The sequence below is a fragment of the Deinococcus marmoris genome (assembly GCF_001949125.1).
GTDB classification, from domain to species: Bacteria; Deinococcota; Deinococci; order Deinococcales; family Deinococcaceae; genus Deinococcus; species Deinococcus marmoris_A.
Map to the genome: position 1 here is coordinate 25,028 of NZ_MSTI01000175.1, position 22,651 is coordinate 47,678.

A 22,651-nucleotide genomic window follows, 5' to 3' on the forward strand; every position below is an offset into this window, starting at 1 on the left:
TTTTGGGGCAAGGAGATCGGCCCTCGCCCACGGGGAAGACAAACGCCCTCGATGCGTCCCACCCCAGGAGGTGATGACATGACCCGTTCACAGCCACTCAAGGCCAAACAACCCCGCGCCAGATATTCCCTGCGGGACACGCTGCTGTCCTACGGCTTTCTGGCTCCGGCGCTGATTCTGCTGACCCTGTTCACCTTTTATCCGCTGGCCTACGGCTCGTATCTGGGCTTTACCGAGTACGGCGGGGCGCGCTTCGCCCAGGGGCTGGCCCCCAAATGGATCGGGCTGGAGAACTTCCGCACGCTGGCCGCCGATCCGCTGTTTATCACGGCGCTGGGCAACAGCGTCAAATATCTGGTGATCGTGCCCGTGCTGCAACTGGCCTCGCTGTCGGTGGCCGTGCTGGTCAACAAGAACCTGCCCGGCATGGCCTTTTTCCGGGCCGCGTATTACGTCCCGGTGGTCACCAGCATCTCGCTGGCCGCCGTGATGTGGGACTGGGTGTACAACAAGGAAGGCACCCTGAACTGGGCGTTGGGCGTGTTGCACATCATTCCTGAAGGCAGTTTCTTCGGCTGGCTGAACAACGAGCAGACCGCCTTCTGGGCCGTGATGCTGGTGACCTTCTGGCGCGGCTTCGGCTATTACATGGTGCTGTATCTGGCCGGACTTCAGGGCATTCCCGCCGAGCTGGAGGAAGCGGCGGTGCTGGACGGGGCAAATTCCTGGAAACGGTTCTGGAGCATCACGGTACCGCTGATGAAACCCACCATCCTGCTGTGCAGCCTGCTGTCCACCATCGCCGCGCTGCGCGTGCTGGAGGAAGTGCTGGTGCTGACCAACGGTGGACCGCTGAACAGCACGTACACGGCGCTGATGTACGTGTATTCCAAGGCGTTCCAGGGCTTCAACTTCGATTACGGTCTGGCGAGCGCCGCCGGACTGGTGGTGGCGGTGGTGGCGCTGCTGCTGTCGGTGGTCAACTTCCGCCTGTTCCGTGAAAGCGATGGGGGAGAATCATGAGTCTTGTCGTCCGCGCGCCCTCCCAGACCGCCGCGCCGCGCCGCCGCAACGTCAAGCTGGGCCGCATCATCGTGCGCTACGTCTTTCTGATCGCGGTGCTGATCTTCGCGGTCTTTCCCTTTCTGTGGACGCTGGCGATTGCCCTGACCGATAAGACGGCGGGCGGCAGCATCTACAACTTCCCGGCCAGCCTGTTCCCGAAGGCCATCACGTTCCACAACTTCGCAGACGTGTACCGCACCTTCAGCCTGGGCAAATACATCTGGAACAGTGTCTCTATCACGGGCATGACCATCATCGGCACGCTGCTGGTGTCGGCGCTGGCAGCGTATCCACTGGCCCGCTTCCGCTTTCCGGGCAAGGGCATCATCTTCGCCGTGATCATCGCCACCCTCGTGCTGCCCGGCGAGACCACCTTTATCGTCAACACGCTGACCCTCAAGAAGATGGGGCTGCTGGGAACACACCTGGGCGTGGTGCTGCCCACCGTGGCGGCGGCCTTCGGCATCTTTCTGATGCGTCAGGCGTTTCTAAGCATTCCGCAGGCGCTGCTGGAGGCGGCCCGGCTGGACGGCGCGGGCGAGCTGACCATCCTGACCCGCATCATGTTGCCGCTGAGCGTGCCGTCGCTGGCTGCGCTGGGCATCTTCACGCTGGTGGGCACCTGGAACGCCTATTTCTGGCCCATGCTGGCGCTGTCAGGTGCGCCCGACGCCGTACCGCTGAGCGTGGCCGTGCTGAAGCTTAAGGGCCAGTTCAACTACGATCCCTTCAACATCGCCGCCGGTTCGATCATCATGATGATTCCCGTGCTGCTGGTGTTCCTGGCGGCGCAGAAGCTGTTCATGCGCGGCATGGAAGGAGCCGTGAAGTGAGAGGACTCAGGGGTCTGAGGGCCGCAGGGGCGGACGTTTTCATCCTCTTTGACCCCGTTCACGGTGGCCTCCAGTGAATCCTGCCCGAACCCTGATCGTGGACCTTCCGGGACCGGACCTGACGCCAGAGCAGGGGCGTTTCCTTGCCCAGCATAGTTTCGGCGGTGTGTGTCTGTTCGCGCGCAACATCACGACTCCTGAGCGCACGGCGCGTCTGGTGACCGATATCCGCAGCGCCCTGGGCCACGACGCCCTGGTGGCCACCGATCAGGAAGGCGGGGCGGTATTGCGACGGCTGGACGTGCCGCATCCTCCCACACCACAGGCGCTGGGACGGCTGGGTGACGCCGAAGCGGCGCGCGAGGCCGGGCGGGTGGCGGCGCGGGGCCTGATCGAACTGGGCATCAACTGGAATTACGCGCCCAGCCTGGATGTCAACGTGGACCCGCTGAATCCGGTGATCGGTGAGCGGTCTTTCGGCGCGAACCCGCGCGTGGTGGCTGACCTGGGTGTGGCGTGGGCGCAGGGCAGCGAGGAGATGGGTGTGCTGAGCGCCGTCAAACATTTTCCCGGCCACGGCGACACGCGTACCGACAGCCATCTGGCGCTGCCCGTGGTAGACAAGTCCCGCGCCGAACTGGAGGCGGTGGAGTGGCTGCCCTTCCGCGCCGCCGTCCGGGCGAATCTGGGCAGCATCATGACCGCCCATATTCTCTATCCGCAGATCGACGCCGAACATCCCGCCACCCTCTCGCCCGCGCTGCTGCACGACTTGCTGCGCCGGGAGTGGGGCTACGGCGGCGTGATCGTCACCGATGCGATGGACATGCGGGCGGTGGCGGACCGTTACCCGGACGGACACGGCGCGCCGCTGGCGCTGGGCGCTGGGGCGGACGCCGTGCTGGTCTGTGGTCACGGTGGTCTGGACATTCATGTCCGGCATCTGGAGGCGGTCCAGCGTGCCGTTCAGGCGGGTGAACTCTCAGCGGCGCGGGTGGTGGAAGCGGTGGGACGCCTGGAACAGGCCGCGCGGCGCTTTCCTGGGCGTCCCAGGGCATACCCGGCGGCGCAGCAGCAAACCGATGACGCCTGGGCCACTGGCATTGCTCAGCGCAGTCTGCACAGTCTGGGCCACCTTCCCAGATTGGATTCTCAGGAGACGGTGGTGCTGATTGCCCACCGGCAACCGGGACTGGGCGGGCCATACGGTGACAGCCTGGGCGGCGAGGAGCTGGCACACGCTCTGCGGCCCGCCTTTCCGAAGCTGCGGCTGGCCTTGCATGATGGTCAGGACCTGTCTGTCGTGACGGCTCTGCTCTCAGAATGTCCAGACGCGGCCATTCTTCTGGCCACCACCGAACGCTGGGAAGTGGGCGAGGCAGTCCAGCAATTGGCGCGGAACCTGAGTGGACGCCGGGTGGTGCATCTGGCACTGTGGAATCCCGATGTGGCGGTGGAACTGGATTTACCTGCGTTGATTACCGATGGTTTTCGCCCGGCACAGTTGCGGGCACTGGTGTCTCGTCTGACGGAGTGACAGAGGGTGGTGGATGTACTGGACCGTCTGGAATGAAACCTTCGGGCGGGACCACAGGCCAAGTCACTTCGCCCCGGAGTTTGGGAGCAGCCGGTCATGCCCCGCACCGCGAGTCCTTCCAGATACCCTCGCCCCCGGTCCAGTGCCGATTCGTGACGTTGCGCCGCGCCGACATATAGCCCTTGCTGAACAGTTGCTCCAGGGCGCGCGCGGTGGCGTTGAGGTCAGAAGACTGACTGGGCGGTCAGCGGAGGGAGTGATATGGACTCCGATTAGAGGGTGTTGAAAACACCCGTAATCCGAGCGGAGCGAGCAGGAAAAAAACGGATGCTGGACGTGGAGTGTAGGAATCGGCGCTGTCCCGATTTCTACACGAAACAAACGGAATCCGTATGAGGTCAGGAGTCCTCTGTCGACGCGGGCCACCAACTGAATCGGCTTACAACAGCATGATCAGCACGATGGTCATTTGACGCGCTGGTTGCGTCTTCCGTGGGCGTCACTGTCTTTGTGACTTCTGTGATGAACCCAGGGTTCTGTAGTGACACCTTCGCCGAATTTGGTGGATTCTGGCTCCAGCGGTGTTTGAACAAAAATAAAAAGTCCGTCTATGACGGACTTTTTTGTGGTGGAGCCAAGCAGGATCGAACTGCTGACCTCGTCATTGCGAACGACGCGCTCTCCCAGCTGAGCTATGGCCCCGTATCTCTGGTTTTGTCCTGCAACCCGGCGCAACACGGGCGAAAGGGACTCTAGCATGTGCCTGACGGGCTTGCAATATGAATGGGCGCGTGATTGGGGGGTTGATCCTGAAACGCTCTGGACGGCTGCGGTGGGGACGGTCTGCGGTTTCTGGAGAGACCGCGCTGACGCGCAGAAGGGTGATGCACAGAGGACCGGGCGGGGGAGAAGCACAGCTTTGACCGCCTTTACCTGTCCTCTCCACCCGCCCCCAGCAGCGAAAGCAGCAGCGCAGGCATGGCCCCGCGCATACCCAGCGGTGAATCGGTGCCGCGCGACAGCAGCGCCACCACCGCGCCGGACTGAAGGTTAGACCCCAACCCTGCGCGGGTGCCGCGCGCCAGCCCGTCGTGCCAGCGCACCTCGCCGTCTGGGCCGGAGACCATCCAGCCGGGGGCCACGCCGCGCAGGTGGCGGGGCAGGCCCGGCGGGTTCAGGAGGGGTGGGGACGGCGCAGCCAGCCGGGACTCGCCAAAAGTCAGCAGGTCTGCTGCCGGGCCGAACAGACCTCCCGCTCCGGCCAGTGGGCCAAACCCAGTTAAAGTGCTGCCTCCCAGCAGACCCGAGGGCCGCACCACCGCGCCCGCCGGAGCGAGGGTCACGTCCAGCCCCAGCGGTCCCGTGACCCAGCCCTCCAGCGCCCGTCCATACCCTGCCGCGCTGGCGTCCTCGCCCGCCGCGTGGGCCAGGGCCAGGGCCAGCATACCCGCGCCCAGGTTGGAATACATGAACCGGGGCTGGCGCGAAGGCTGGCTCCAGCGCCGCGCACTGGCGATCACGTCCGCCGCGCCCATGCCGCCATACGGGTCATAGAAACGCGTGAAGACGGTCACTGCTGCCCGCGCCGGATGCATCGGCAGGCCCGCCGTGTGGGTGGCGAGCGAGAGGGCGGTCAGGTGGGCGGGCAGGCGGCGAAATGGGCTACCCAGACTGGACAGCGGTGCCTCCCACTCCAGCCGTCCAGCGTCCACCAGCGCCCCGGCCAGCGCGGCGGTAAAGGGCTTGGTCACGCTGGCAAGTTCAAAGACGCCGCCTGCCTCCACCCCGCCCAGCGGCACCAGCACCCGCTTCCCCCCGCGCGAGACCGCCAGCACGCCGCCGCGCCGAAAGACCGTGCGCGTGAGCGGCAGCAGGGGCCGGGCGTCCACCTCCAGCACCTCCGAGACGCGCGCCAGGGCCAGTTTGACGGGATCGCGGCGGAACATGGGCGCAGGCTACCCTCCGCCTGCCCCCTGCACTGTTACCCTCTACCCATGCCTGATCCTTCAGAGAGTCGGCCCACCCCCCAGCCGCCCACTGCACAGCCGCCCAGCGCAGACCGCGAACCGATCACCCACAGCATTCACGGCGAGACCCGCCCGGACGATTACCACTGGCTCAAGACGCGCGGCAGGGCCGACGCCGGGGTGCTGGGCTATCTGAACGCCGAGAATGCCCACCTGGATGCGGTGATGTCGCCGCTGCGCGGGACGCAGGCCACCATTTACAAGGAACTCCTCTCGCACGTTCAGGAGGACGACGAGCAGCCCCCGGTGCAGGACGGCGAGTGGCACTACTTCACCCGCACGCTGGAGGGCAAGGCACACCCGGTCTTCCTGCGCCGCCCGCACGCCGGGGGCGAGGAGCAGACGTTGCTGGACCTGAACGCCCTGAAAGAGCGCGAGGGCCTGGACAACGTCTGGGTCTACCTGACCCGCCCCAGCCCGGACGGGCGCTACTGGGCCTACCTGATGGACAAAACGGGCCAGGAGGTCTGGGAACTGCGCGTGCTGGACACCCAGACCGGAGAACTGGCCGAGGCCGCGTTGACGGGCATCAGCGGCTGGACGCTGGCGTGGCACGCCGACAGTTCGGCCCTGCTGTACGCCACCGAGGACGACACCCAGCGCGCTGACAAGCTCTGGCGACACACACTGGGCCAGCCGCAGAGTACCGACGAACTGCTGTTGCAGGAAGACGATTCCACCTTCCGCGTGGGCGCGTCCCTCTCGGAGAACGGGGAGACGCTGCTGCTGGCCAGCGAGGCCAACATGGCGCAGGAATGGCTGGCGCTGGACGCCCACGACGCGGGGGCCACGCCGCAGATGCTGTTGCCACGCGTGCGGGGAACCGAGGTCACGCTGGCCGACGGCGGCGATCACTGGCTGGCCCTGACCAACGCGGGCGGCGCGGAGGAATTCAAGCTGGTGCGCCTGCCCAAAGTAGGAGAGATGGACCTCCAGAACGCAGACGAGGTTGTGCCCTACACCGCCGAGCGCCACCTGACCGGCATGCACCTCTTCAAAACCCACCTGCTGCTCTCCGGGCGTGAGGACGGCTTTACGCGGCTGTGGGTGTTGCCGCGCACGGTCAGTGCCGATGGAAAAAGCGGCTACAGCGCGGCCCGCCGGGTGGAATTCCCGGAAGACAGCTACACCGTCCGCATCGGCGGGAACCGGGTTTATGACACCGGTACGGCGCGCATTCTCTACAGCAGCCTGACCCGGCCCACCGAACATCTGGACCTGGACCTGAACACCCTGGAAACGGTGCTGGTCAAGGCCACGCCCGTCCCCAATTACGACGCGTCTCAGTACGTCTCGGAGATGGTCTGGGCCACCGCCCCGGACGGCGAACAGGTGCCGGTGAGCGTGGTGCGCCGCCGTGACACTGCCCTGCCCGCCCCGACGCTGCTGTACGGCTACGGCAGCTACGGAATCCCTATGGACCCCTCCTTTTCCATGACCCGGCTGCCGCTGCTGGACCGGGGGTGGGTCTGGGCCATCGCGCACATCCGGGGCGGCTCGGAGCGCGGGCGGCGCTGGTACGACGCGGGGCGGCTGGGCCACAAGATGAACACCTTCACCGATTTTGTGGCGGCGGGCGAACACCTCAAAGCGGCTGGCATGGCAGGCGATCTGGTGGCGATGGGCCGCAGCGCGGGCGGCCTGCTGATGGGCGCGGTGGTCAACCTGCGCCCGGACCTGTGGAAGGCGGCCTTCGTGGGCGTGCCGTTCGTGGACGTGCTGAGTACCATGCTGGACGCCAGCATCCCGCTGACCACCGGGGAATACGACGAGTGGGGCAATCCCAACGACGCGGGAGCCTACGCCGACATGCGCGCCTACAGCCCCTACGACAACCTCAAGGCGGGCGTCTACCCGCACCTGTTCGTGTCCACGGGCCTCAACGATCCGCGCGTGGCGTACTGGGAACCAGCCAAGTACGTGGCCCGGTTGCGAACGCTGGAGGAACCTAGCAGCGGTACGCTGGTCCTCAAGACCAACATGGGCGCGGGCCACGGCGGCAGCAGCGGACGCTACGACGCCCTGAACGAGGCGGCAGAGGAATACGCCTTCGCGCTGGCAGCGGTGGCAGGAGAATTGCAGGGCGAGTGAACCCTGAGCAGGACTGGCAGGTTTGCGGCGCTAGTCTGGCCCATGCCCTCCCCCAGAAATATTCAGACCATCCGGGTTCAATCAGGAAGCCGCAGCCTGCCCGCCTATCTGGCCCGCCCCGCCCTGATGGATAGGGACGCCCCCGGCGTGCTGGTCATCCACGAAGCGTTTGGCTTGAACGACGATATTCGGGGCATCGCGGACCGTTTCGCGGCGGCGGGCTATGTGGCGCTGGCTGTGGACCTCTTTGCCGAGCAGAACCGCGCGGTCTGCATGACGCGCATGATGTCGGGTATCTTCCTCAATTCGCTGGAGCATGCGGGGGTGCAGGACACGAAGCAGGCGCTAACCGCGCTGGGCGAGCTGGACGGCGTGGACGCCTCGCGGCTGGGAGCGGTGGGCTTTTGCATGGGCGGCAGTCTGGCGGTGGCGATGGCCTGCACCGATGACCGCGTGAAGGCCATCGCCCCGTATTACGGCTTCAACCCGCGCCCGCTGGAGGCCGTGCGGCGCAGTTGCCCGGTGGTGGGCAGCTATCCGGGCCAGGACGTGACGCGCAAGCAGGGCGAGGCGCTGCGCGACGAACTGACGGCGGCGGGCGTCCCCAACGACATCAAGGTCTACGAGGGCGCGAAGCATTCGTTCGCCAATCAGGGTCCCAACTTTGACGCGGTGGCGAGTGTGGACGCCTGGAACCGCGTGATGGCCTTCTTTGACGAGCATGTGGTGGGCGGGCGCGTCTGATGTTTCACGGCCTGACGCCTCAATCCGCTTCAGAGGAAAGACGTCTGGCCGCTGCCGCTGACACGCTTGCTCTAGGCTCTTTGACGTGACACCTCGTCCTGTCCCCACCTCGCCCAATCCAGCGGCCACCACGCTGGCCCCGCTGCTGTTCGTCTTTCTGTGGAGTACCGGGTTCATCGGCACCAAGGGCGCGGCGCTGAATGCCGATCCCTTCGCCTTTTTAAGCGTTCGCTTCGTGCTGGCCGCACTCCTGATGGCCGGACTGACCCTGGCCCTGCGCGCACCCTGGCCGCGAGGACGCGCGCAGTGGACCCAGGCGGCGGTCAGCGGACTATTGCTGCACGCCGGGTATCTGGGGGCCGTGACCTACGGCATCGCCCAGCATCTGCCCGCCGGGGTGATGTCGGTGATCGTGGGGCTGCAACCGCTGCTGACGGGGCTGCTCTCGGGGCCACTGCTGGGCGAGTCGGTGAGTCCCCGGCAGTGGGCGGGCCTGGGTCTGGGCTTCGTGGGTGTGGTGCTGGTGGTCCTGGGCCGCGCACCGGGGGGCGGCGCGTACACGACTCCAGCCCTGCTGGCGGCGCTGTTTGCCCTGCTGGCCACCACGCTGGGCACGCTGTATCAGCGGCGTTCGGGCGCGGACGTGCCGTTGCTGGGCGGGACCACTGGACAGTACGCGGCCAGCGCCGTCGCCATGCTGACCCTGACCGCCGTCCACGGCGGCGCGTACATCCACTGGAACATGGAATTTATCGTCTCGCTGGTCTGGCTGACGCTGGCGCTGTCGGTGGGCGCAATCCTGCTGCTGCTCACCCTGATTCGCCGGATGCCCGCCGCCCGCGTGAGCAGTCTGTTCTATCTGGTGCCGCCCCTGGTGGTCATTGAAGCGTACTTCCTGTACGGCGAACGCCTGAGCGCCCTGGCCCTGGTGGGCCTGCTGGGCTGCGTGGGCGGCGTGCTGCTGGCGAGTGTGACGCCGAAGGTAGGCGGAGCGTTTGCGCGGGGGCGGGTGGGATAGAACGGTCCGAGAGCGTGTTTTAAAAGGTGTCTCATCTTGCGCCGGAAGATGGATGCCTTTTCGTTCAAGCCGTGCTGGGAAGGCGGTTGCGTTTCCCCTTTCCAGTCTTCCCTGCACGGGGAGAGGAGCCAAAGACGCCAGCCCAGCACTTTCGCAACCCTCAGCAAAGCAGCAGCCGAAGGCCGTCGGGCGCGTAGCGGACGGGCCGCATTCAGCGTCATGGAGCAGAGCATCAGACCCGGATATCGCCGTCCACTCCCGCCACCCACATTCGAGAACTCGTGCCCAGTGCAACGTTAGATCCCCCTGCCCCCCTGGGGTAGGGCGCGGGGACGGCAATACGCGCCCTACCCCAGGGGGGCAGTCTCCTACCGTTTTGTTGGCACCCGCAGGCAGATGTAGTAAATCCCGAACAACCCAACAAGCACCCAGCCCACCTGCCCCACCAGCACCGGAATGCGGCCCAGGCTGAAGCTGACCGCCACGGCGATGCAGATGCAGGCGAACCATTTGGCACGCAGCGGCATGCCCTTGCCGTCGCGGTAATCCTGAACCAGTTGCCCGATCACCGGGCGCGACAGCAGCCACGCCTCCCAGCGCGGATCGCCCCGCGCGAAACTGGCGGCGGCCAGCACGAACCACACTGTTCCCGGAAAACCGGGCAGCACCAATCCCACGAAGCCAATCGCGCACAGCACGAAGCCCAGTGCCACCCACAGCGGCTTGACCGGGCGAGAGGGAGTCTCGGCCTGGGACAGTGAGGTGGAAGAGGGCGGGACCATAACCTTCAGATTAGTCTACCGGGCAGTATTTTTCCGGGCCTATCGTCACTTACCTGTGGTTTTGGGGCCTGCCGTCATTGGGCATGGCATGCTTTTTGCTGGCGAAAGGGTCTTCCCTCAGCGCCCTGCCCATGACTGCCGATCCTGCCCTCTATTTCACGCGCCACGGCCTGAGCCTTGTGGGCCTGCGCCGCGCCGACACGGGCTTTTCCAACGAGGTCTGGTTGACCGATGACGCCGTGCTGCGCCTCAGTCCCAGGACGGATCACGCTCGGGAGGCGGGTGTGGCTCTGGGCGCGTTGGCGGCGGGAGTTCACACGGCCAGACCGCTGTTCTGGGGAACGGATTACAACCTGTGGGAACGCTTGCCCGGCGGAATGCCCACGCCCGCACAGCTCACGCCGCATTTCTGGAACGCCGTGCTGGACGATCTGGAAAGGTTGCATGCCGCCCCGCCTGAAGCGTACTCGCCCCGTCCATCAGAACTGTGGGTGGGCGATCCGGGGCTGGCAGAGGGTACGGACTGGACGCCTGCCGAGCTTGCCGCGCTGCTGCGGGTGCTGTCCACGCCGTACCCGCTCACCGCGCCCGTGTTCGTCCACGGCGACGTGTACCGCCACAACCTGCTGGCCGACGCGCGGGGCCAGTACGCCGGGCTGCTGGACTGGGGCAACGCGGGCTGGGCCACCCTGGAACACGAATGCGCCGTGCTGGATGAGCTGGAGCCTGCGCTGGCGCGCTGGTCCGGGCGAATCGATCTGGGACTGCTGTGGCGGCTGCGTCTGGAACTGCTGCTCAAGGTGGCGGGCGCGGGCCGAATTCCGCCCAGTGCCGTGCGGGAAGCGCTGGCCCATTGCGGCTGACGGTCTGAAAGTGCGCTGACAATGTGAAGGCAGCGTGGGACCGCGTCCTTCTGCCCCCGTGCCTGTCCCGGCCCGCTCATGACGGCGCGGGGGCGAAACCGCTAAGCTGGCTCTCCATCACAATCATTTCGCCTCTTTCCCCTGTTCACACGGAGTCCCCATGACCATGAAGTTTCTGCAAGGCGGCGCGCTGCTGCTCGGCCTGACCGCGCTGCTGGCATCCTGCAACACCCCCGACACCACCGAGCCGCCCATTCCGGCCTACACCTGTCCGGTGGGGACCACCGTCACGCCGATTTCTAGCGTTCAGGGGACCGGGGCAGCCAGCCCCCTGGCCGACAAGGTGGTGACCATTCGCGGTGTGGTCACGCAGGACGCGCAGGCGGGCCTCAGCGGCTTTTTCGTGCAGGACATGAAGCCCGATAGTGACCCGAAGACCAGCGAGGGCCTGTTCGTGTACACCGCCGCCGCGCCCAACACTGTCAAGGTGGGCGAGGTGCTGGAAATCAGCGGCACGGTCAAGGAATTCTTCGGGACCACCCAGCTCGACAACGTGACCACCGTGACCTCCTGCGGCACCACGACGCTGCCCGCGCCCACGAAACTGGCCTACCCGCTGTCTGCGCCGGACGCGCTGGAAAACGTGGAAGGCATGCTGGTCACGGTCACCAACACCATGACCGTGACCAACACCTTCACGCTGGGCCGTTACGGCGAACTGGGCCTGTCCAGCGACGGGCGGCTGTTCAATCCCACCAACGGGCAGGGCGGCAGCCTGGAATCCAACACGCTGCGGACCCTGGTGCTGGATGACGGCCTCAGCAAGCAGAACCCGCCCACCATTCCTTACCTGAACGCCGACAACACGCGCCGTTCCGGGGACACCGTGACCGGGCTGGAAGGCGTGATGCACTACGCCAACAACGCCTACAAGCTGGAACCCACCAAAGCGCCCGTGTTCGTGAACAGCAACCCCCGCACCGCCGCGCCCAAATCGGTGGGCGACAGCACCCTGAAGGTGGCGGGCGCGAACGTCCTGAACTACTTCACCACGCTGGGTGACGTCGATTCCAATGCGCGCGGCGCAGACAATGCCCTGGAGTTCACCCGCCAGAAAACCAAGATCGTGGCCGAACTGCGCGCCCTGGACGCCGACGTGATTACCCTGATGGAGATCGAGAACAACGGCGAGACTGCCCTGAACGATCTGGTGGCTGCCCTGAACACCGCCGCTGGCAAGACCGAATACGCCAGCGTCATGACCGGCACGGTGGGCACCGACGCCATCCGCGTGGCGATCATCTACCGCCCCGGCAAGGTGGAAACGGTGGGAAGCGCCCGCATCGACACCAACAGCGTCTACTCGCGCCCGCCCGTGGCCCAGACCTTCCGCGATCTGGCCGGGAAGGGCGTGTTCACGGTGGTGGCCAACCACTTCAAGAGCAAGGGCAGTTGCCCCACGACGGGCGACGTGGACACCGGCGAAGGCTGCTGGAATATGCAGCGTGTGCAGCAGGCCGGAGCCGTGCTGGCCTTCGCCGACAAGCTGAAATTGACCGATCCAGACGTGCTGCTGATGGGCGATCTGAACGCCTACGGCGAGGAAAAGCCGATCAAGGCGCTGGAGGCAGGCGGCTTCGAGAGCCTGAACAAGAAGATTCCCCTGGCAGACCGTTATTCCTACCAGTTCGACGGCCAGTTCGGCTATCTGGACCACGCCCTGGCCAGCGCAGGGCTGGGCGAACAGATCACCGGGATTACCGAGTGGCACATCAACTCCGACGAGCCGGTGGTGCTGGACTACAACACGGAGTTCAAGACGCCCGAGCAGATCGCTGGTCTGTATGCGCCCAACGCTTACCGCAGCAGTGACCACGATCCCGTGGTGGTGGGCCTGAAGCTCAAGGCAGACGGCGCAGTCACCACTCCCCTGACTGTGGGGGCGACTGGCCCTGACACGGCGACTGTGGGCAAGGTTTACACCATCAACGTGACCACCAGTGGCGCTCCCACCACGCTGGTGGCCGACTGGGGCGATGGAGGCGGCTTCGAGCCTCTAATTCCCATCGCGGCCAGCGGCCCACATATCCATACCTACAAGGTTGCGGGGAACTACACCATCACGGTGAAGGCCGGACGCGATGGCGACAAGGAAATCGACACGACCACTCTGAAGGTCACGGTCACTGCCCCCAATGCGGGCGGTCTGGTGATCAGTCAGGTGTTTGGTGGCGGCGGCAACGGCACTGGAGCCGATGAAGCCCCATTCAAGAACGACTTCGTGGAACTGTTCAATGCTGGGAAGGTGGCGGTCAGCACGGCAGGCAAGAGCGTACAATACGGCAGCGCGACGGGCAGCGGTTTTACAGCAGGCAATGTCTTTAATCTGCCCGATGCAACTATCCAGCCGGGCGGGTACTACCTGATCCAGCTTGCCAAAGGTGCGGCGGGTAAGGCTGATCTGCCAACCGCAGATGCCACCGGCACACTGTCTATGGGCGGTAGCGGTGGCAAGGTCGTGCTGGCAGGCAATACAGAAGCCGTCACTGGCGTCACCGACAGCGACTTGCTCGATTTCGTCGGTTACGGCAATGCCAACGAATCCGAGGGCAACGCTGCCACACCGGGGCTGAGCAGCACCACAGCCGCCCTGCGCGCAGGCAATGGTTGCACCGACACCAACAACAACGGCAAGGACTTCACGGCGGCTGCGCCTGCACCGCGTAACAGCGCCTCGGCCAAAACCGTCTGCCCCTGAATTTTTCAAATCTTGGGCATAACGCCTGGACGGTCTTCGGACTGCCCAGGCGTTTTCATGCGCCGATTTTTATGCGTCTGGACGGCATTTTCTATCTGGACTTGACCCCACGTTTAAAAAGCAACTCTCTTGCGGCCCGCATGGTGTACCATATGAGCCATGCTTTCCCTAGGAGAAACCCTTTAGTGCAACTTGATTCTGGCGCGGTGGCCGAGGGCCGCATCACCCGCGTGACCGATTTCGGCGCGTTTATCCAGTTCGAGAACGGTGAGACGGGCCTCGTTCACATCTCGCAGATCGCCCATTCGTTCGTGCGCAACATCCACGATCACGTGCGCGAGGGCGACAGCATCGAGGTCAAGGTGCTGGGCCGCGATGAGCGGGGCCGTCTGGACCTGTCGATCAAGGAACTGCTCGAAGAACCCGAGGAAGTGCCGCGTCCGCGCGCTATCGGGCGGCAGAGTCCTCAGTTCGAGGCCAAGCTGCGCTCCTTCATGCGCGACGCCAAGGAACGCACCACCACGGGCGGCCCCAAAAAGCCGGGCAGCAGTGGCGGCGGCAAACGCAAGAAGTAAACCAGAGCTTAAAAGAAACCGCCTCCGGCCCGAAATGGTCGGGGGCGGTTCCTTTTAACCGCCGTGTAACCATAGGGCGGCAAAGTGACAGGCATGAAGAAGAACCTGTCTATCCTGGCCCTGTCGGGCACGCTGGCCCTCGGCGCGTTCGTGGGCTACGGCATTAATGAACGTGGCAGCGCCCAGAACGCCACACCTGTGACCGCTTCCCAGAACATCCAGGGGCAGATGGTGCAGACCCTGGCGACGCCGCCCCAGGCCCCGCTTTCCCAGAGCTATGACGGGGGCCGCGCCCGCACCGAGTCCGAGGCCAACACCGTCGATGTGGTCAAGCAGCGGCAGGGCGGCCTGGTCTTCGTCAGCGTGACCGAGAAGGCCGACAGCTCCAGCAGCCCACAGGCGCAGCTTCGCAAGCGCATGCAGGAGCAGATGCCCTTTGGCTTTCCCTTCGGTGACGGCGGGGATGGCAGTGGCGGGAGCAGTGGCAGCGGGGACAGCACGCCCCAGCCCCAGACCGGCACGGGCAGCGGCTTTTTCGTGGACAGCCAGGGCGACATCATCACCAACAACCATGTGGTGGACGGGGCCAGCGAGATCACCATCCGCGTCCACGGCGACAAGACCGAGTACAAGGCCAAAGTCATCGCCCGCGCCCCCGACTTCGATCTGGCCCTGATCCGTCCCGAGGGCCTGCCCAAAAACCTGATCCAGCCGATTCCACTGGGGGACAGCGACAGGCTGGACGTGGGCCTGAAAGCGGTGGCGATGGGCGCACCCTTCGGCCTGGACTTCAGCGTCTCCGAGGGCATTATCTCCAGCCTGGAACGCACCGCCCCGGTGGGCACGCAGGGCATCAATCAGAAGCTGATCCAGACCGACGCGGCCATCAATCCCGGCAACTCCGGCGGTCCGCTGCTGGACAGTGCTGGCGAGGTGATCGGTGTCAACACCCAGATCCTGACCGGCGGCGCGGGCCAGAGCGCGGGCGTGGGCTTCGCCATCCCGGTCAACACCGTCAAGAAACTGCTGCCTCAGCTTCAGGCAGGCAACGGCGGTGTGGTGCAGCCGCCGCGCATGGGCATCCAGTTCACCGATGTCAGCGGCCTGACCGACGCCCAGCGCAAGACCGCCGGATTGCCCGCCAGCGGCGCGCTGATCCAGTCCGTGGTGCCGGGCAGCCCCGCCGCCAACGCCAAGTTGCAGGCGGGCAGCAACGACAGCATCAAGCTGACCAACCCCGCCACGGGCCAGACCACCACGGTCTCCACCGACGGTGACCTGATCACGGCCATCGACGGCCAGCCGATCACCGACGACAACAGCCTTCAGAGCGCCGTCCTGGGCAAGAGCATGGGCGACAGCGTGAAGCTGACGGTCAAGCGCGGAGGCCAGACCCGCGAGGTCACGGTCAACCTCGGCGATGTGACTTTCCCCACCGCGCAACAGCAGTAAATCCAGAAGGAATACCAGGAGTGGGGCGGGGGGTTGTGACCTCTGCCCCCTTCCTCTTTTTGCTGTGCCGGACGTAAATGGGCGAGGCCGAAAAGCGCACGCTCGCCTAGCCGAATAGTGGTCCCAGATCGGTCATTTCCCCGGTGGGTGTCGCGGGGCTGAACGAATAGCTGCTGAAGACGGCCATGAATTCGCCCCGGTCCAGCAGGCGGGTCTGCCCGCTGGGGCCGGTGGCCTGCACCTGGGTGCCGCGCACGTTCAGGCAGTATTCGCCCAGCTCGCGCACGCTGGCTTTCTTGCCCTTGCCGACGTGTAGCAGGGCGGTGACACGGTATTCCTGGCCGCCTCTGGCGTTCAGGTAATTCAGGAGTTCGGCGGCATTCATCTGATGGCAGTCAAGGGTGACTCAGCGCGGTTCCACCACCACCGCCGTACCGTAGGCCAGCACCTCGGTCACGCCGTCGGCGATGTCGTTGGCGTCATAGCGCATGGCGATGATGGCGTTGGCCCCATGCTCCAGCGCGTGCTGCACCAGCAGGTCATACGCCTCCTGACGGGCCTTCTCGGCCAGTTCGGTGTACAGGGTGATGTTGCCGCCGATCAGGGTTTGCAGCGACGCGCCCAGATTCCCCAGCACGCTGCGCGAGCGCACGGTCAGCCCGCGCACCACGCCCAACTGGCGCACGACGCGGAAGCCCTCTAACTCGTTCGCGGTGGTGATCATGATCTTGTCCATGTGTCTCCTTATCTCTCAATACTGATGCTTACGAAACGACGGTTCCCGCTCCGTCCAGCGCCGCCGTGATCGGCTGCCCGGCGCGGGCGTCCCCGAAGATGACGCGCTTGACGCCGCCCGCCACCGCCTCCGCCGCGCCCAGCACCTTCTTTTTCATGCGGTCCTGGGCAAATTCCAGATACGATTCCACGTCATCTGCCGGAATCTGGCGGATCAGGCTGGCTTCGTCGGGGTAATCGCGCAGCAGGCCCGGCACGTTGGACAGCAGCAGCAACGCCTCGGCCTTTAAGGCCACGGCCAGCGCGGCGGCGGCGCGGTCCCCGTCCACGTTGATCGCCACGCCCTCGTAACTGCTGGCGGGCGGCGTCAGCACCGGCAGGTAGCCCGCGCCCAGCAGCAGCTCGATCAGGCCGGTGTTGACCTTTTCCACTGTCCCAGTGTGATCGCCGCGCAGCACCTTCGTCTTGCCGTTTTCCACCGCGCGCACGCTGTCCTTATGGCGGCCCTCGAAGATGCGCCCGTCCAGGCCCGACAGGCCCACCGCGTTGACGCCCAGCCGTTGCAGCCGCTCCACGATGCCCTTGTTGATCTTGCCGCAGTAGACCATCTCAAAGATTTCGAGGGTCTGGCGGTCTGTAAAGCGCGAGGTATAGCCGCTGGGACTGGTCACGAACCTGGGCGGATGGCCCAGCGCCTCGGCCACGCGGTTGGTCTCGCCGCTGCCGCCGTGGACCAGAATGAGCTTCTCGCCCGCCTTCCAGCGCGCCGCCAGATCGGCGCACACCGCGTCGTAATCGATCCCGGCGCTGCCGCCCACTTTGACCACAATCAAGCTCGTACCCTCATGCGGGGCATGCTAGAGCAAACGGCAGATGGCGGGCGATCAGACGTTCAGACGGTCTGTATCACCCCATCGTGCGCGGCAGAGGCTGGCTGGCCAGGATCTTCTTCGGCTCCCGGAATTCGATATTCTCCCACTCGCCTTCCTCGATCACCTGCAAATCTGGGTTCAGGGCGCGGAAGTGGGCCACCACCTCCTGCACCAGATCGTCGGGGGTGCTGGCGGCGCTGGTGATGCCCACAGCCTTCACGCCCTCCAGATCAAGTCCTGCCAGATCGGCCACAGTTTCCAGTCGCTCGGCGCGGCCACAGGTTTCGGCGGCCAGCTCCAGCAGCCGCATGCCATTGCTGGAGTGCGTGCTGGTCAGCACCAGAAAGGCGTCCACGTTGGGCGCGATGGCCTTCACGGCGTCCTGGCGGTTCTTGGTGGCGTAGCACAGGTCCTCGCTGGGCGGCACGATCAGCTTCGGGAAGCGGGCTTTCAGGATGTCCACCGTGCGCCGCGTGTCGTCCACGCTGAGGGTTGTCTGGGTCAGCACCACCAGTTTTTCGGGGTCCGGCACCGTAACGGTATGCGGGTCGTGCAGGCCCTCGCCGCGCTTGCCCAGCACGCCCACCAGAATGGTGTTGTCCGGGGCCTCGCCGCGCGTGCCGATCACCTCCTGGTGCTGGGCGCTGTCGCCGATCAGCAGGATGGTGTGGCCCTCGCGGGCGTATTTCTTGGCCTCGGTGTGGACCTTGGTGACCAGCGGACAGGTGGCGTCGATGGTGGCCAGCCCCAGCGCCCGCGCCCGCTCGCGCACCAGCGGGCTGATGCCGTGCGCGGAGAACACGACGGTCTCGCCCCCTTCCGGCAAGGCTTCGACGTCATCCAGATTTTCCACGAAATGCACGCTGTGGTCGCGCGCCAGGCGGTCCACGACGGTGTGGTTGTGGACGATGGAATGGTAGACCGTGACCGGTTTTTCCTCGGTCCGCGCGGCGCGTTCGACTGCGCCGATGGCCATGACCACGCCCGCGCAAAAGCCGCGCGGCTTGGCAAGGTAGATGCGCTCAACCATGCGGCAGGCCCAGGGAAACGGGGGAGAGGTCAGTCATGCCCCCAGTTTACGGGCCGGGGCGCGGCGTGACCGTGTCGGCTGTCCCGGCGGCGGGTTGTGTCGTCAGATCACGCGTCACGTTCTTCAGCCACCATTCGTCCGGCACAGGGCGGCTGGCGGTCTTCCAGATGGTCTCGAAGCTGGTTTCCTGCTCCTGCACGGCGGCTGGATCGTCTGTCGCCAGGGCAGCCTCGGCCAGCCCCAGGGTGCCCCAGGAACTGAAGTGGAAGTTCATGCTGCCCACCACCACCATGCGGCGGTCCACCGACAGCGCCTTGGTGTGCATGTTGAAGGTGGTGTAGCGCGCCTCGAAACGGTCCTCGATGCCCCGGCGGCGTAACTCCTGACGCAACAGGGTGATGCCGCTGCGGTTGGGTGCCGCGCTGATTCCGTAATCCACGGTCAGCAGCCGGACATGCACCCCACGCTCCAGCGCGTCCAGCACGGCGGTCATGTACACCGGCCAGGAGTCCGGGCCGCAGCCCTGCGGGTTCAGGTACGCGCCCCAGCAGTTCAGGGTGGGGCCAAAATCCGCCTGCATCAGCTCGATCTGCTGCTGCGCCGCGCCCAGCAGGGCCAGATGGGCGCGGTCCGCCGCGTCGTCGCCGGGGCGGCGGTACAGCATGAAGGCCCGCGCGTGGCCGCCCGGCACGGCTTCCCGCGCGGCTGCCGGGTGCGTCACCGGGTCCGGTGGGGCCATCTGGCACTGCGCTTCGGCTTCCGCCGCCGTCACCCCTGCCGGGCAGCGCAGTTGCAGGCTGTGCCGCCACAGATCGTCGAAGACGGCCACGCCGTTCTGCGCCACCGGTCCCGTCATGCGCAGGCCCAGGTCATGCAGGCTGCGTCCCCCCGGTTCGGCAGCGGGCAGGTGCCAGTCGGTGTAGTTGTAGCCGGCCACGGTCAGGTCCCGTCCGTCGATGACGTGCAGCTTGACGTGGCTGTGCGGAAAGTAGCGGTAGTTGAGGATGCTGAGCTTCCAGCCCACGCGGGCGTCTTCCATTGGCACGCCCAGCCCCAGCAGATCGCCCAGCAGCGCCAGTGGCTGCGTGCGGCCATCCGGGCGCTGAAAGTCTGGAAAGCCGCCCAGCAGTGCCCGCACCGTCATGCCCTGCGGGTACGCGGCGGGATCGGCCCGCACCCGCCCGTACAGGGTGGCCACCGCCTGCGCGAAGGTCCAGCCGGGTTTTCCTGGCCCGGCCTGCCATTCCATGCTGGCCAGCAGCACCTCGCTGTGGGCGTTGGCGATCTGGCTGGCGGTGACCTCGAAAGCGTCCAGCGGTGTAGTCAGGCTGCGCGGCGTCCGCAGGTAGCCCACGAAGGCATTGTCACAACTCAGGTCCGGCTGGCCATTCTCGGTGACTACCCCCCACACCGCCCGTTCCAGCGGGTCCGTGGGCGGGGCGCAGGCGGGCAGATTCAGGGGTGCGGCAGGCAGCGCGGGTCCCAGGAAAAGCGGCAATTCCGCGCCCAGTCCTGTTCCGCCGCAGGCCAGGACCGCGAGGGTCAGAAGGGAACGCGCCGCACGGAACATCACGCCGCAGCATAGGCCCGCCGGAACCGTGCAGGGCGCAGTTTAAGGCATGTCTCGAAATCTCTTAGAGAGGCGTCAGCTTGGGCGCGGAGACCGGATGATGGTCAGCGGGGGGAAGGGGAGGGAAGCGCGTCTGATGCCTGCCTCAACTCTCTCGCTTCTTCCAGTAACCGCTCTAGTCCACCACTTCAAAGCCCAGCCGCGCGGCCTGTTCCACAAAGAAATTGATGTTCTCGCTCAGGGTCTGTGGCCCCAGGCTCTTGCGCCCATGCTCCCCGGTGGCCGCGATGATCAGCGTCTCGGCCAGACAGGCGGGGACCGCGCCCTCGCCGAATTGCAGGTCGATGTTGCTGGTCATGCCGCCGGGGGGGCGCACCACGCCGCCGGGAATGATGCGCACGCCGGGAATGCTCGCCACGCTCTCGTCCACGTCTGCCGGGCGGCCCTCGTCGAAGATCCAGGTGCCGGGTTTGACGTGCTGAGGAAAGATCACCGGCAGCGGGTCGCTGGTGGCCGTGAAGATCAGGTCGGCCTCTGTCAGCGCGGCGTAATCGGTGGTGGTCACGATCTCGGTGTCCTTGTTGGCGCGGCGCAGGGTGGCGGCGCTGCGTTCCAGCTTGTCCAGATTGCGGCCCAGCATGATAATTTTGGCCACCTGCGGCGCAATGGTCCGCGCGATGCCGAAAGCCACCACGCCGTTCGCGCCCACGATTCCGGCAGTGGCGGCCTTCAGGTCCCGGCCCTCGGACTCGAAGTGTTTCAGGATGCCCGGAATGGCGGCTTTAATGGTCCCGGAGGTATACGCGCCGCCGTTGGTCACGGTGATTTCGGGCACGGCGGCCTGCACGTCCACGCCCTTGTTGCCCACCACGGACCAGAACGCGCCCAGCCCGAAGACCTCCGCGCCCAGCTCATGCGCCAGCCGCGCGCCCTCGATGGCCCGGCGCGTCGCCAGTTCCGGGTTGGTGTCGAACACGTCGGGCAGCAGCGGGCTGGACAGCAGGTAGCAGCGGATGCTCTGGCCCTCCGGGGTGCGGATGCCGCGCAGTTCGCCCACCTTCATGGGGCGCAGGTTGGCGGCCATCTGGCGCACGCTGGCCTCGCTGATCACGCCGCGTTCCACCAGAGGTCTGAGCCACGCGAAACGGGGGGCGGACCAGAAATTCTCCAGCGTCATCGGGTGGATCATGAAGGCGGCCACCACCTCGTCGCTGCGCTTTCCGGCCAGCGGCACTTCCTCGCCAAATTTTGGCTCGGTGCCGTCCAGCATGCGCCCGATGTTTTCCTTGAAGCGCCAGCCCGCCGCCACCAGCAGCCCCAGCGCCCCCAGCTTGGCCGGAACGCCGATGGGCAGCAGCGCCACCACGGCGGCGAAGGCCGCCAGTCCCGAAAGGGTTGCCGCGCTGACATAGCCCCAGTACCCGGTGACGCCCGCGTAGACCACCACTGGCAGGGCGGCGGCCCACAGCGGCACGGCCCCGGTCACCGCCACTCCCGCCAGCACGCCCAGCAGCACCAGACTCCCGCGCCCACGCGGCGGCACCCTTCCAAAAGCTGGGCCATAAAGCGGGCGATACAGCGCGTTCGGCGGATTGAGATGCCCCAGGTACGCCGCCAGCGCCGCCAGCACGCTCACTTCCGGGAGGCCCAGGCTGGAGGCCATCAGCACCGCCAGCAGCCCTTTGCCCGCGTCCAGCAGCGCGGAGGCCGTCGCCAGTCCCGGCCCCACCAGCCGCAGCATGTTTTCCACGCCCAGGTTGTGGGCGTTGCTCAGGCGGGTGTTGACCCCGGCGCGGCTCAGGAGCAGATAGCCCAGCGGCAGGCTGCCCACGAGAAAGGCCACCAGCAGCAACAGGGCCGACAGAAACAACATGTCGGGCATTCTAGGGCTTTTGGACCAGCGGTTCTGGCATCCCATGTGTCCCACCGCGCCGGGCCAGACCCGGGCTTTCCCTGCGCCAGCGACTACAATCGGCGCATGACGGCCCGTCATCTCCGCCCACGGCCTTCGCGGACGCCACATCTGCGGACGCCATATCTACGGACATTGGGATGCCTGGAGCTGATCGGTCACGCCTTTGGCCGTGAAAAGCCGCTGCTGCTGCTGGCGTATCTGGCGCTGCGCGGAGAGCAGCCGCGCCGGGACGTGGCCCAGCTCTTCTGGCCGTCGGCGGCCAATCCGATGAACAGTCTGTCGGTGGCGGTGGCCCAGCTCCGCAAAACCTCGCCCACGCTGATCGTGGCCACCGAGAGCCGGGTGTCTACCCTGCTGGCGTGCGACGCGGCGCAGTTTCAGGCGGCCCTGCACGCCCTTGATCTGGCGGCGGCGGCGGACCTGTACGGCGGGCCGTTTTTACTGGGCCTGGGCCACGCCGAGCTGTCGGGGGAGCTGGAAGAGTGGGTGCTGGAAACCCGCGAGGCGCTGGCCGACGCTTACCGCCACGCGCTGCTGACCCACGCCCGAAGACAGGCCCGAACACAGGGCGCAGACGACGTGCAGGCGGCGGCCCACACGGCAGCCACGGCCTACGCGCTGGCGGGCGCAACCCCGCTGGCCCCGGAACAGCTCCGCGAGCTGCATGCCCTGCTGGGCGGCGCGGCCCACCCTGACGCGGCGCGGGTGGCCCAGGAGGCGCAGGGCCTGGGCCTGAAGCTGTCGCTGCCCGAACCCGGCGCGGCCCCGCTGCTGGGCCGCCGCC

The 22,651-nt window shown here is 66.2% G+C and carries 18 protein-coding genes, 1 tRNA gene and 1 pseudogene; 11 read left to right on the forward strand and 9 right to left on the reverse strand.

The genetic code is table 11. The annotated features are described in order from the left end of the window. Nucleotides 1-78 precede the first annotated feature (78 nt). From BOO71_RS24925 to nagZ, 3 genes are all read left to right on the forward strand, one after another. Entirely contained in the window at nt 79-1,023 is a 945-nt protein-coding gene (locus tag BOO71_RS24925) for a carbohydrate ABC transporter permease (protein ID WP_139323192.1), read from the forward strand. Continuing rightward, nucleotides 1,020-1,898, forward strand: coding sequence for a carbohydrate ABC transporter permease (locus BOO71_RS24930; RefSeq protein ID WP_029483168.1), 879 nt, complete (start codon nt 1,020-1,022; stop codon nt 1,896-1,898). The genes BOO71_RS24925 and BOO71_RS24930 overlap by 4 nt, the downstream gene beginning before the upstream one ends. A 73-nt stretch (nt 1,899-1,971) precedes the next feature. Beyond that, nucleotides 1,972-3,435 carry a beta-N-acetylhexosaminidase gene (nagZ, locus tag BOO71_RS24935; RefSeq protein WP_083653822.1) on the forward strand — a complete coding sequence of 488 codons (1,464 nt, stop codon included), beginning with the start codon at nt 1,972-1,974 and terminating at the stop codon, nt 3,433-3,435. Nucleotides 3,436-4,061: 626 nt separating this feature from the next. Here the strand turns inward: nagZ and BOO71_RS24940 are convergent. Beyond that, a tRNA-Ala gene (locus BOO71_RS24940) sits at nt 4,062-4,137 on the reverse strand. Nucleotides 4,138-4,364: 227 nt separating this feature from the next. After that, a complete protein-coding gene (locus BOO71_RS24945) occupies nt 4,365-5,381 on the reverse strand; it encodes a serine hydrolase domain-containing protein (protein WP_075836933.1) in 1,017 nt (338 codons plus the stop codon). Between the two features lie 48 nt (nt 5,382-5,429). Between BOO71_RS24945 and BOO71_RS24950 the strand changes: the two genes are divergently transcribed. From BOO71_RS24950 to BOO71_RS24960, 3 genes are all read left to right on the forward strand, one after another. Next, nucleotides 5,430-7,553 (forward strand): S9 family peptidase, encoded by a 2,124-nt coding sequence (locus tag BOO71_RS24950; protein WP_075836934.1) that lies wholly within the window; start codon nt 5,430-5,432, stop codon nt 7,551-7,553. 42 nt (nt 7,554-7,595) lie between these two features. Next, entirely contained in the window at nt 7,596-8,297 is a 702-nt protein-coding gene (locus BOO71_RS24955) for a dienelactone hydrolase family protein (RefSeq protein ID WP_139323193.1), read from the forward strand. Between the two features lie 85 nt (nt 8,298-8,382). Continuing rightward, complete coding sequence (locus tag BOO71_RS24960; RefSeq protein ID WP_075836935.1) at nt 8,383-9,315, forward strand: DMT family transporter; 933 nt, start codon at nt 8,383-8,385, stop codon at nt 9,313-9,315. A gap of 368 nt (nt 9,316-9,683) precedes the next feature. On the opposite strand, the gene BOO71_RS24965 is transcribed toward BOO71_RS24960, so the two are convergent. Further along, on the reverse strand, nt 9,684-10,097 hold the full coding sequence (locus BOO71_RS24965; protein WP_075836936.1) for a YbaN family protein: 414 nt from the start codon (nt 10,095-10,097) through the stop codon (nt 9,684-9,686). A gap of 131 nt (nt 10,098-10,228) precedes the next feature. Between BOO71_RS24965 and BOO71_RS24970 the strand changes: the two genes are divergently transcribed. The 4 genes from BOO71_RS24970 (at nt 10,229) to BOO71_RS24985 (ending at nt 15,745) form a co-directional block, all read left to right on the forward strand. Beyond that, nucleotides 10,229-10,960 carry a phosphotransferase gene (locus tag BOO71_RS24970; protein ID WP_075836937.1) on the forward strand — a complete coding sequence of 244 codons (732 nt, stop codon included), beginning with the start codon at nt 10,229-10,231 and terminating at the stop codon, nt 10,958-10,960. 160 nt (nt 10,961-11,120) lie between these two features. Beyond that, nucleotides 11,121-13,718, forward strand: a complete 2,598-nt coding sequence (locus BOO71_RS24975; protein WP_075836938.1) for an ExeM/NucH family extracellular endonuclease — start codon at nt 11,121-11,123, stop codon at nt 13,716-13,718. 152 nt (nt 13,719-13,870) lie between these two features. Then, nucleotides 13,871-14,293, forward strand: coding sequence for a S1 RNA-binding domain-containing protein (locus tag BOO71_RS24980; protein WP_075836951.1), 423 nt, complete (start codon nt 13,871-13,873; stop codon nt 14,291-14,293). Nucleotides 14,294-14,386: 93 nt separating this feature from the next. After that, on the forward strand, nt 14,387-15,745 hold the full coding sequence (locus tag BOO71_RS24985; RefSeq protein WP_075836939.1) for a S1C family serine protease: 1,359 nt from the start codon (nt 14,387-14,389) through the stop codon (nt 15,743-15,745). A 106-nt stretch (nt 15,746-15,851) separates the two neighbouring features. Here the strand turns inward: BOO71_RS24985 and BOO71_RS24990 are convergent, their stop codons facing one another. From BOO71_RS24990 to BOO71_RS25015, 6 genes are all read right to left on the reverse strand, one after another. Beyond that, on the reverse strand, nt 15,852-16,130 hold the full coding sequence (locus tag BOO71_RS24990) for a hypothetical protein (RefSeq protein ID WP_075836940.1): 279 nt from the start codon (nt 16,128-16,130) through the stop codon (nt 15,852-15,854). A 21-nt stretch (nt 16,131-16,151) separates the two neighbouring features. Further along, nucleotides 16,152-16,481 carry a YbjQ family protein gene (locus BOO71_RS24995; RefSeq protein WP_075836941.1) on the reverse strand — a complete coding sequence of 110 codons (330 nt, stop codon included), beginning with the start codon at nt 16,479-16,481 and terminating at the stop codon, nt 16,152-16,154. A 28-nt stretch (nt 16,482-16,509) separates the two neighbouring features. Then, nucleotides 16,510-17,313 carry a [LysW]-aminoadipate kinase gene (locus tag BOO71_RS25000; RefSeq protein ID WP_075836942.1) on the reverse strand — a complete coding sequence of 268 codons (804 nt, stop codon included), beginning with the start codon at nt 17,311-17,313 and terminating at the stop codon, nt 16,510-16,512. A 73-nt stretch (nt 17,314-17,386) separates the two neighbouring features. Beyond that, nucleotides 17,387-18,382, reverse strand: a complete 996-nt coding sequence (gene ispH / locus BOO71_RS25005; protein WP_075836943.1) for a 4-hydroxy-3-methylbut-2-enyl diphosphate reductase — start codon at nt 18,380-18,382, stop codon at nt 17,387-17,389. Between the two features lie 46 nt (nt 18,383-18,428). Further along, the gene (locus tag BOO71_RS25010) at nt 18,429-19,952 is read right to left on the reverse strand and encodes a phospholipase D-like domain-containing protein (RefSeq protein ID WP_075836944.1); all 1,524 of its coding nucleotides are present in this window, start codon (nt 19,950-19,952) and stop codon (nt 18,429-18,431) included. 175 nt (nt 19,953-20,127) lie between these two features. Continuing rightward, entirely contained in the window at nt 20,128-21,825 is a 1,698-nt protein-coding gene (locus tag BOO71_RS25015) for a glycerol-3-phosphate acyltransferase (RefSeq protein WP_075836952.1), read from the reverse strand. Between the two features lie 105 nt (nt 21,826-21,930). Between BOO71_RS25015 and BOO71_RS25020 the strand changes: the two are divergent. Next, nucleotides 21,931-22,651, forward strand: a pseudogene (locus BOO71_RS25020) (hypothetical protein); the annotation flags it as partial.

Coding starts and splice junctions, on each gene's coding strand:
- BOO71_RS24925 (WP_139323192.1), top strand. CDS start 79: ATGACCCGTTCACAGCCACTCAAGGCCAAACAACCCCGCGCCAGATAT.
- BOO71_RS24930 (WP_029483168.1), top strand. CDS start 1,020: ATGAGTCTTGTCGTCCGCGCGCCCTCCCAGACCGCCGCGCCGCGCCGC.
- BOO71_RS24945 (WP_075836933.1), bottom strand. CDS start 5,381: ATGTTCCGCCGCGATCCCGTCAAACTGGCCCTGGCGCGCGTCTCGGAG.
- BOO71_RS24950 (WP_075836934.1), top strand. CDS start 5,430: ATGCCTGATCCTTCAGAGAGTCGGCCCACCCCCCAGCCGCCCACTGCA.
- BOO71_RS24955 (WP_139323193.1), top strand. CDS start 7,596: ATGCCCTCCCCCAGAAATATTCAGACCATCCGGGTTCAATCAGGAAGC.
- BOO71_RS24965 (WP_075836936.1), bottom strand. CDS start 10,097: ATGGTCCCGCCCTCTTCCACCTCACTGTCCCAGGCCGAGACTCCCTCT.
- BOO71_RS24970 (WP_075836937.1), top strand. CDS start 10,229: ATGACTGCCGATCCTGCCCTCTATTTCACGCGCCACGGCCTGAGCCTT.
- BOO71_RS24975 (WP_075836938.1), top strand. CDS start 11,121: ATGACCATGAAGTTTCTGCAAGGCGGCGCGCTGCTGCTCGGCCTGACC.
- BOO71_RS24980 (WP_075836951.1), top strand. CDS start 13,871: ATGAGCCATGCTTTCCCTAGGAGAAACCCTTTAGTGCAACTTGATTCT.
- BOO71_RS24985 (WP_075836939.1), top strand. CDS start 14,387: ATGAAGAAGAACCTGTCTATCCTGGCCCTGTCGGGCACGCTGGCCCTC.
- BOO71_RS24990 (WP_075836940.1), bottom strand. CDS start 16,130: ATGAATGCCGCCGAACTCCTGAATTACCTGAACGCCAGAGGCGGCCAG.
- BOO71_RS24995 (WP_075836941.1), bottom strand. CDS start 16,481: ATGGACAAGATCATGATCACCACCGCGAACGAGTTAGAGGGCTTCCGC.
- ispH (WP_075836943.1), bottom strand. CDS start 18,382: ATGGTTGAGCGCATCTACCTTGCCAAGCCGCGCGGCTTTTGCGCGGGC.
- BOO71_RS25010 (WP_075836944.1), bottom strand. CDS start 19,952: ATGTTCCGTGCGGCGCGTTCCCTTCTGACCCTCGCGGTCCTGGCCTGC.
- BOO71_RS25015 (WP_075836952.1), bottom strand. CDS start 21,825: ATGTTGTTTCTGTCGGCCCTGTTGCTGCTGGTGGCCTTTCTCGTGGGC.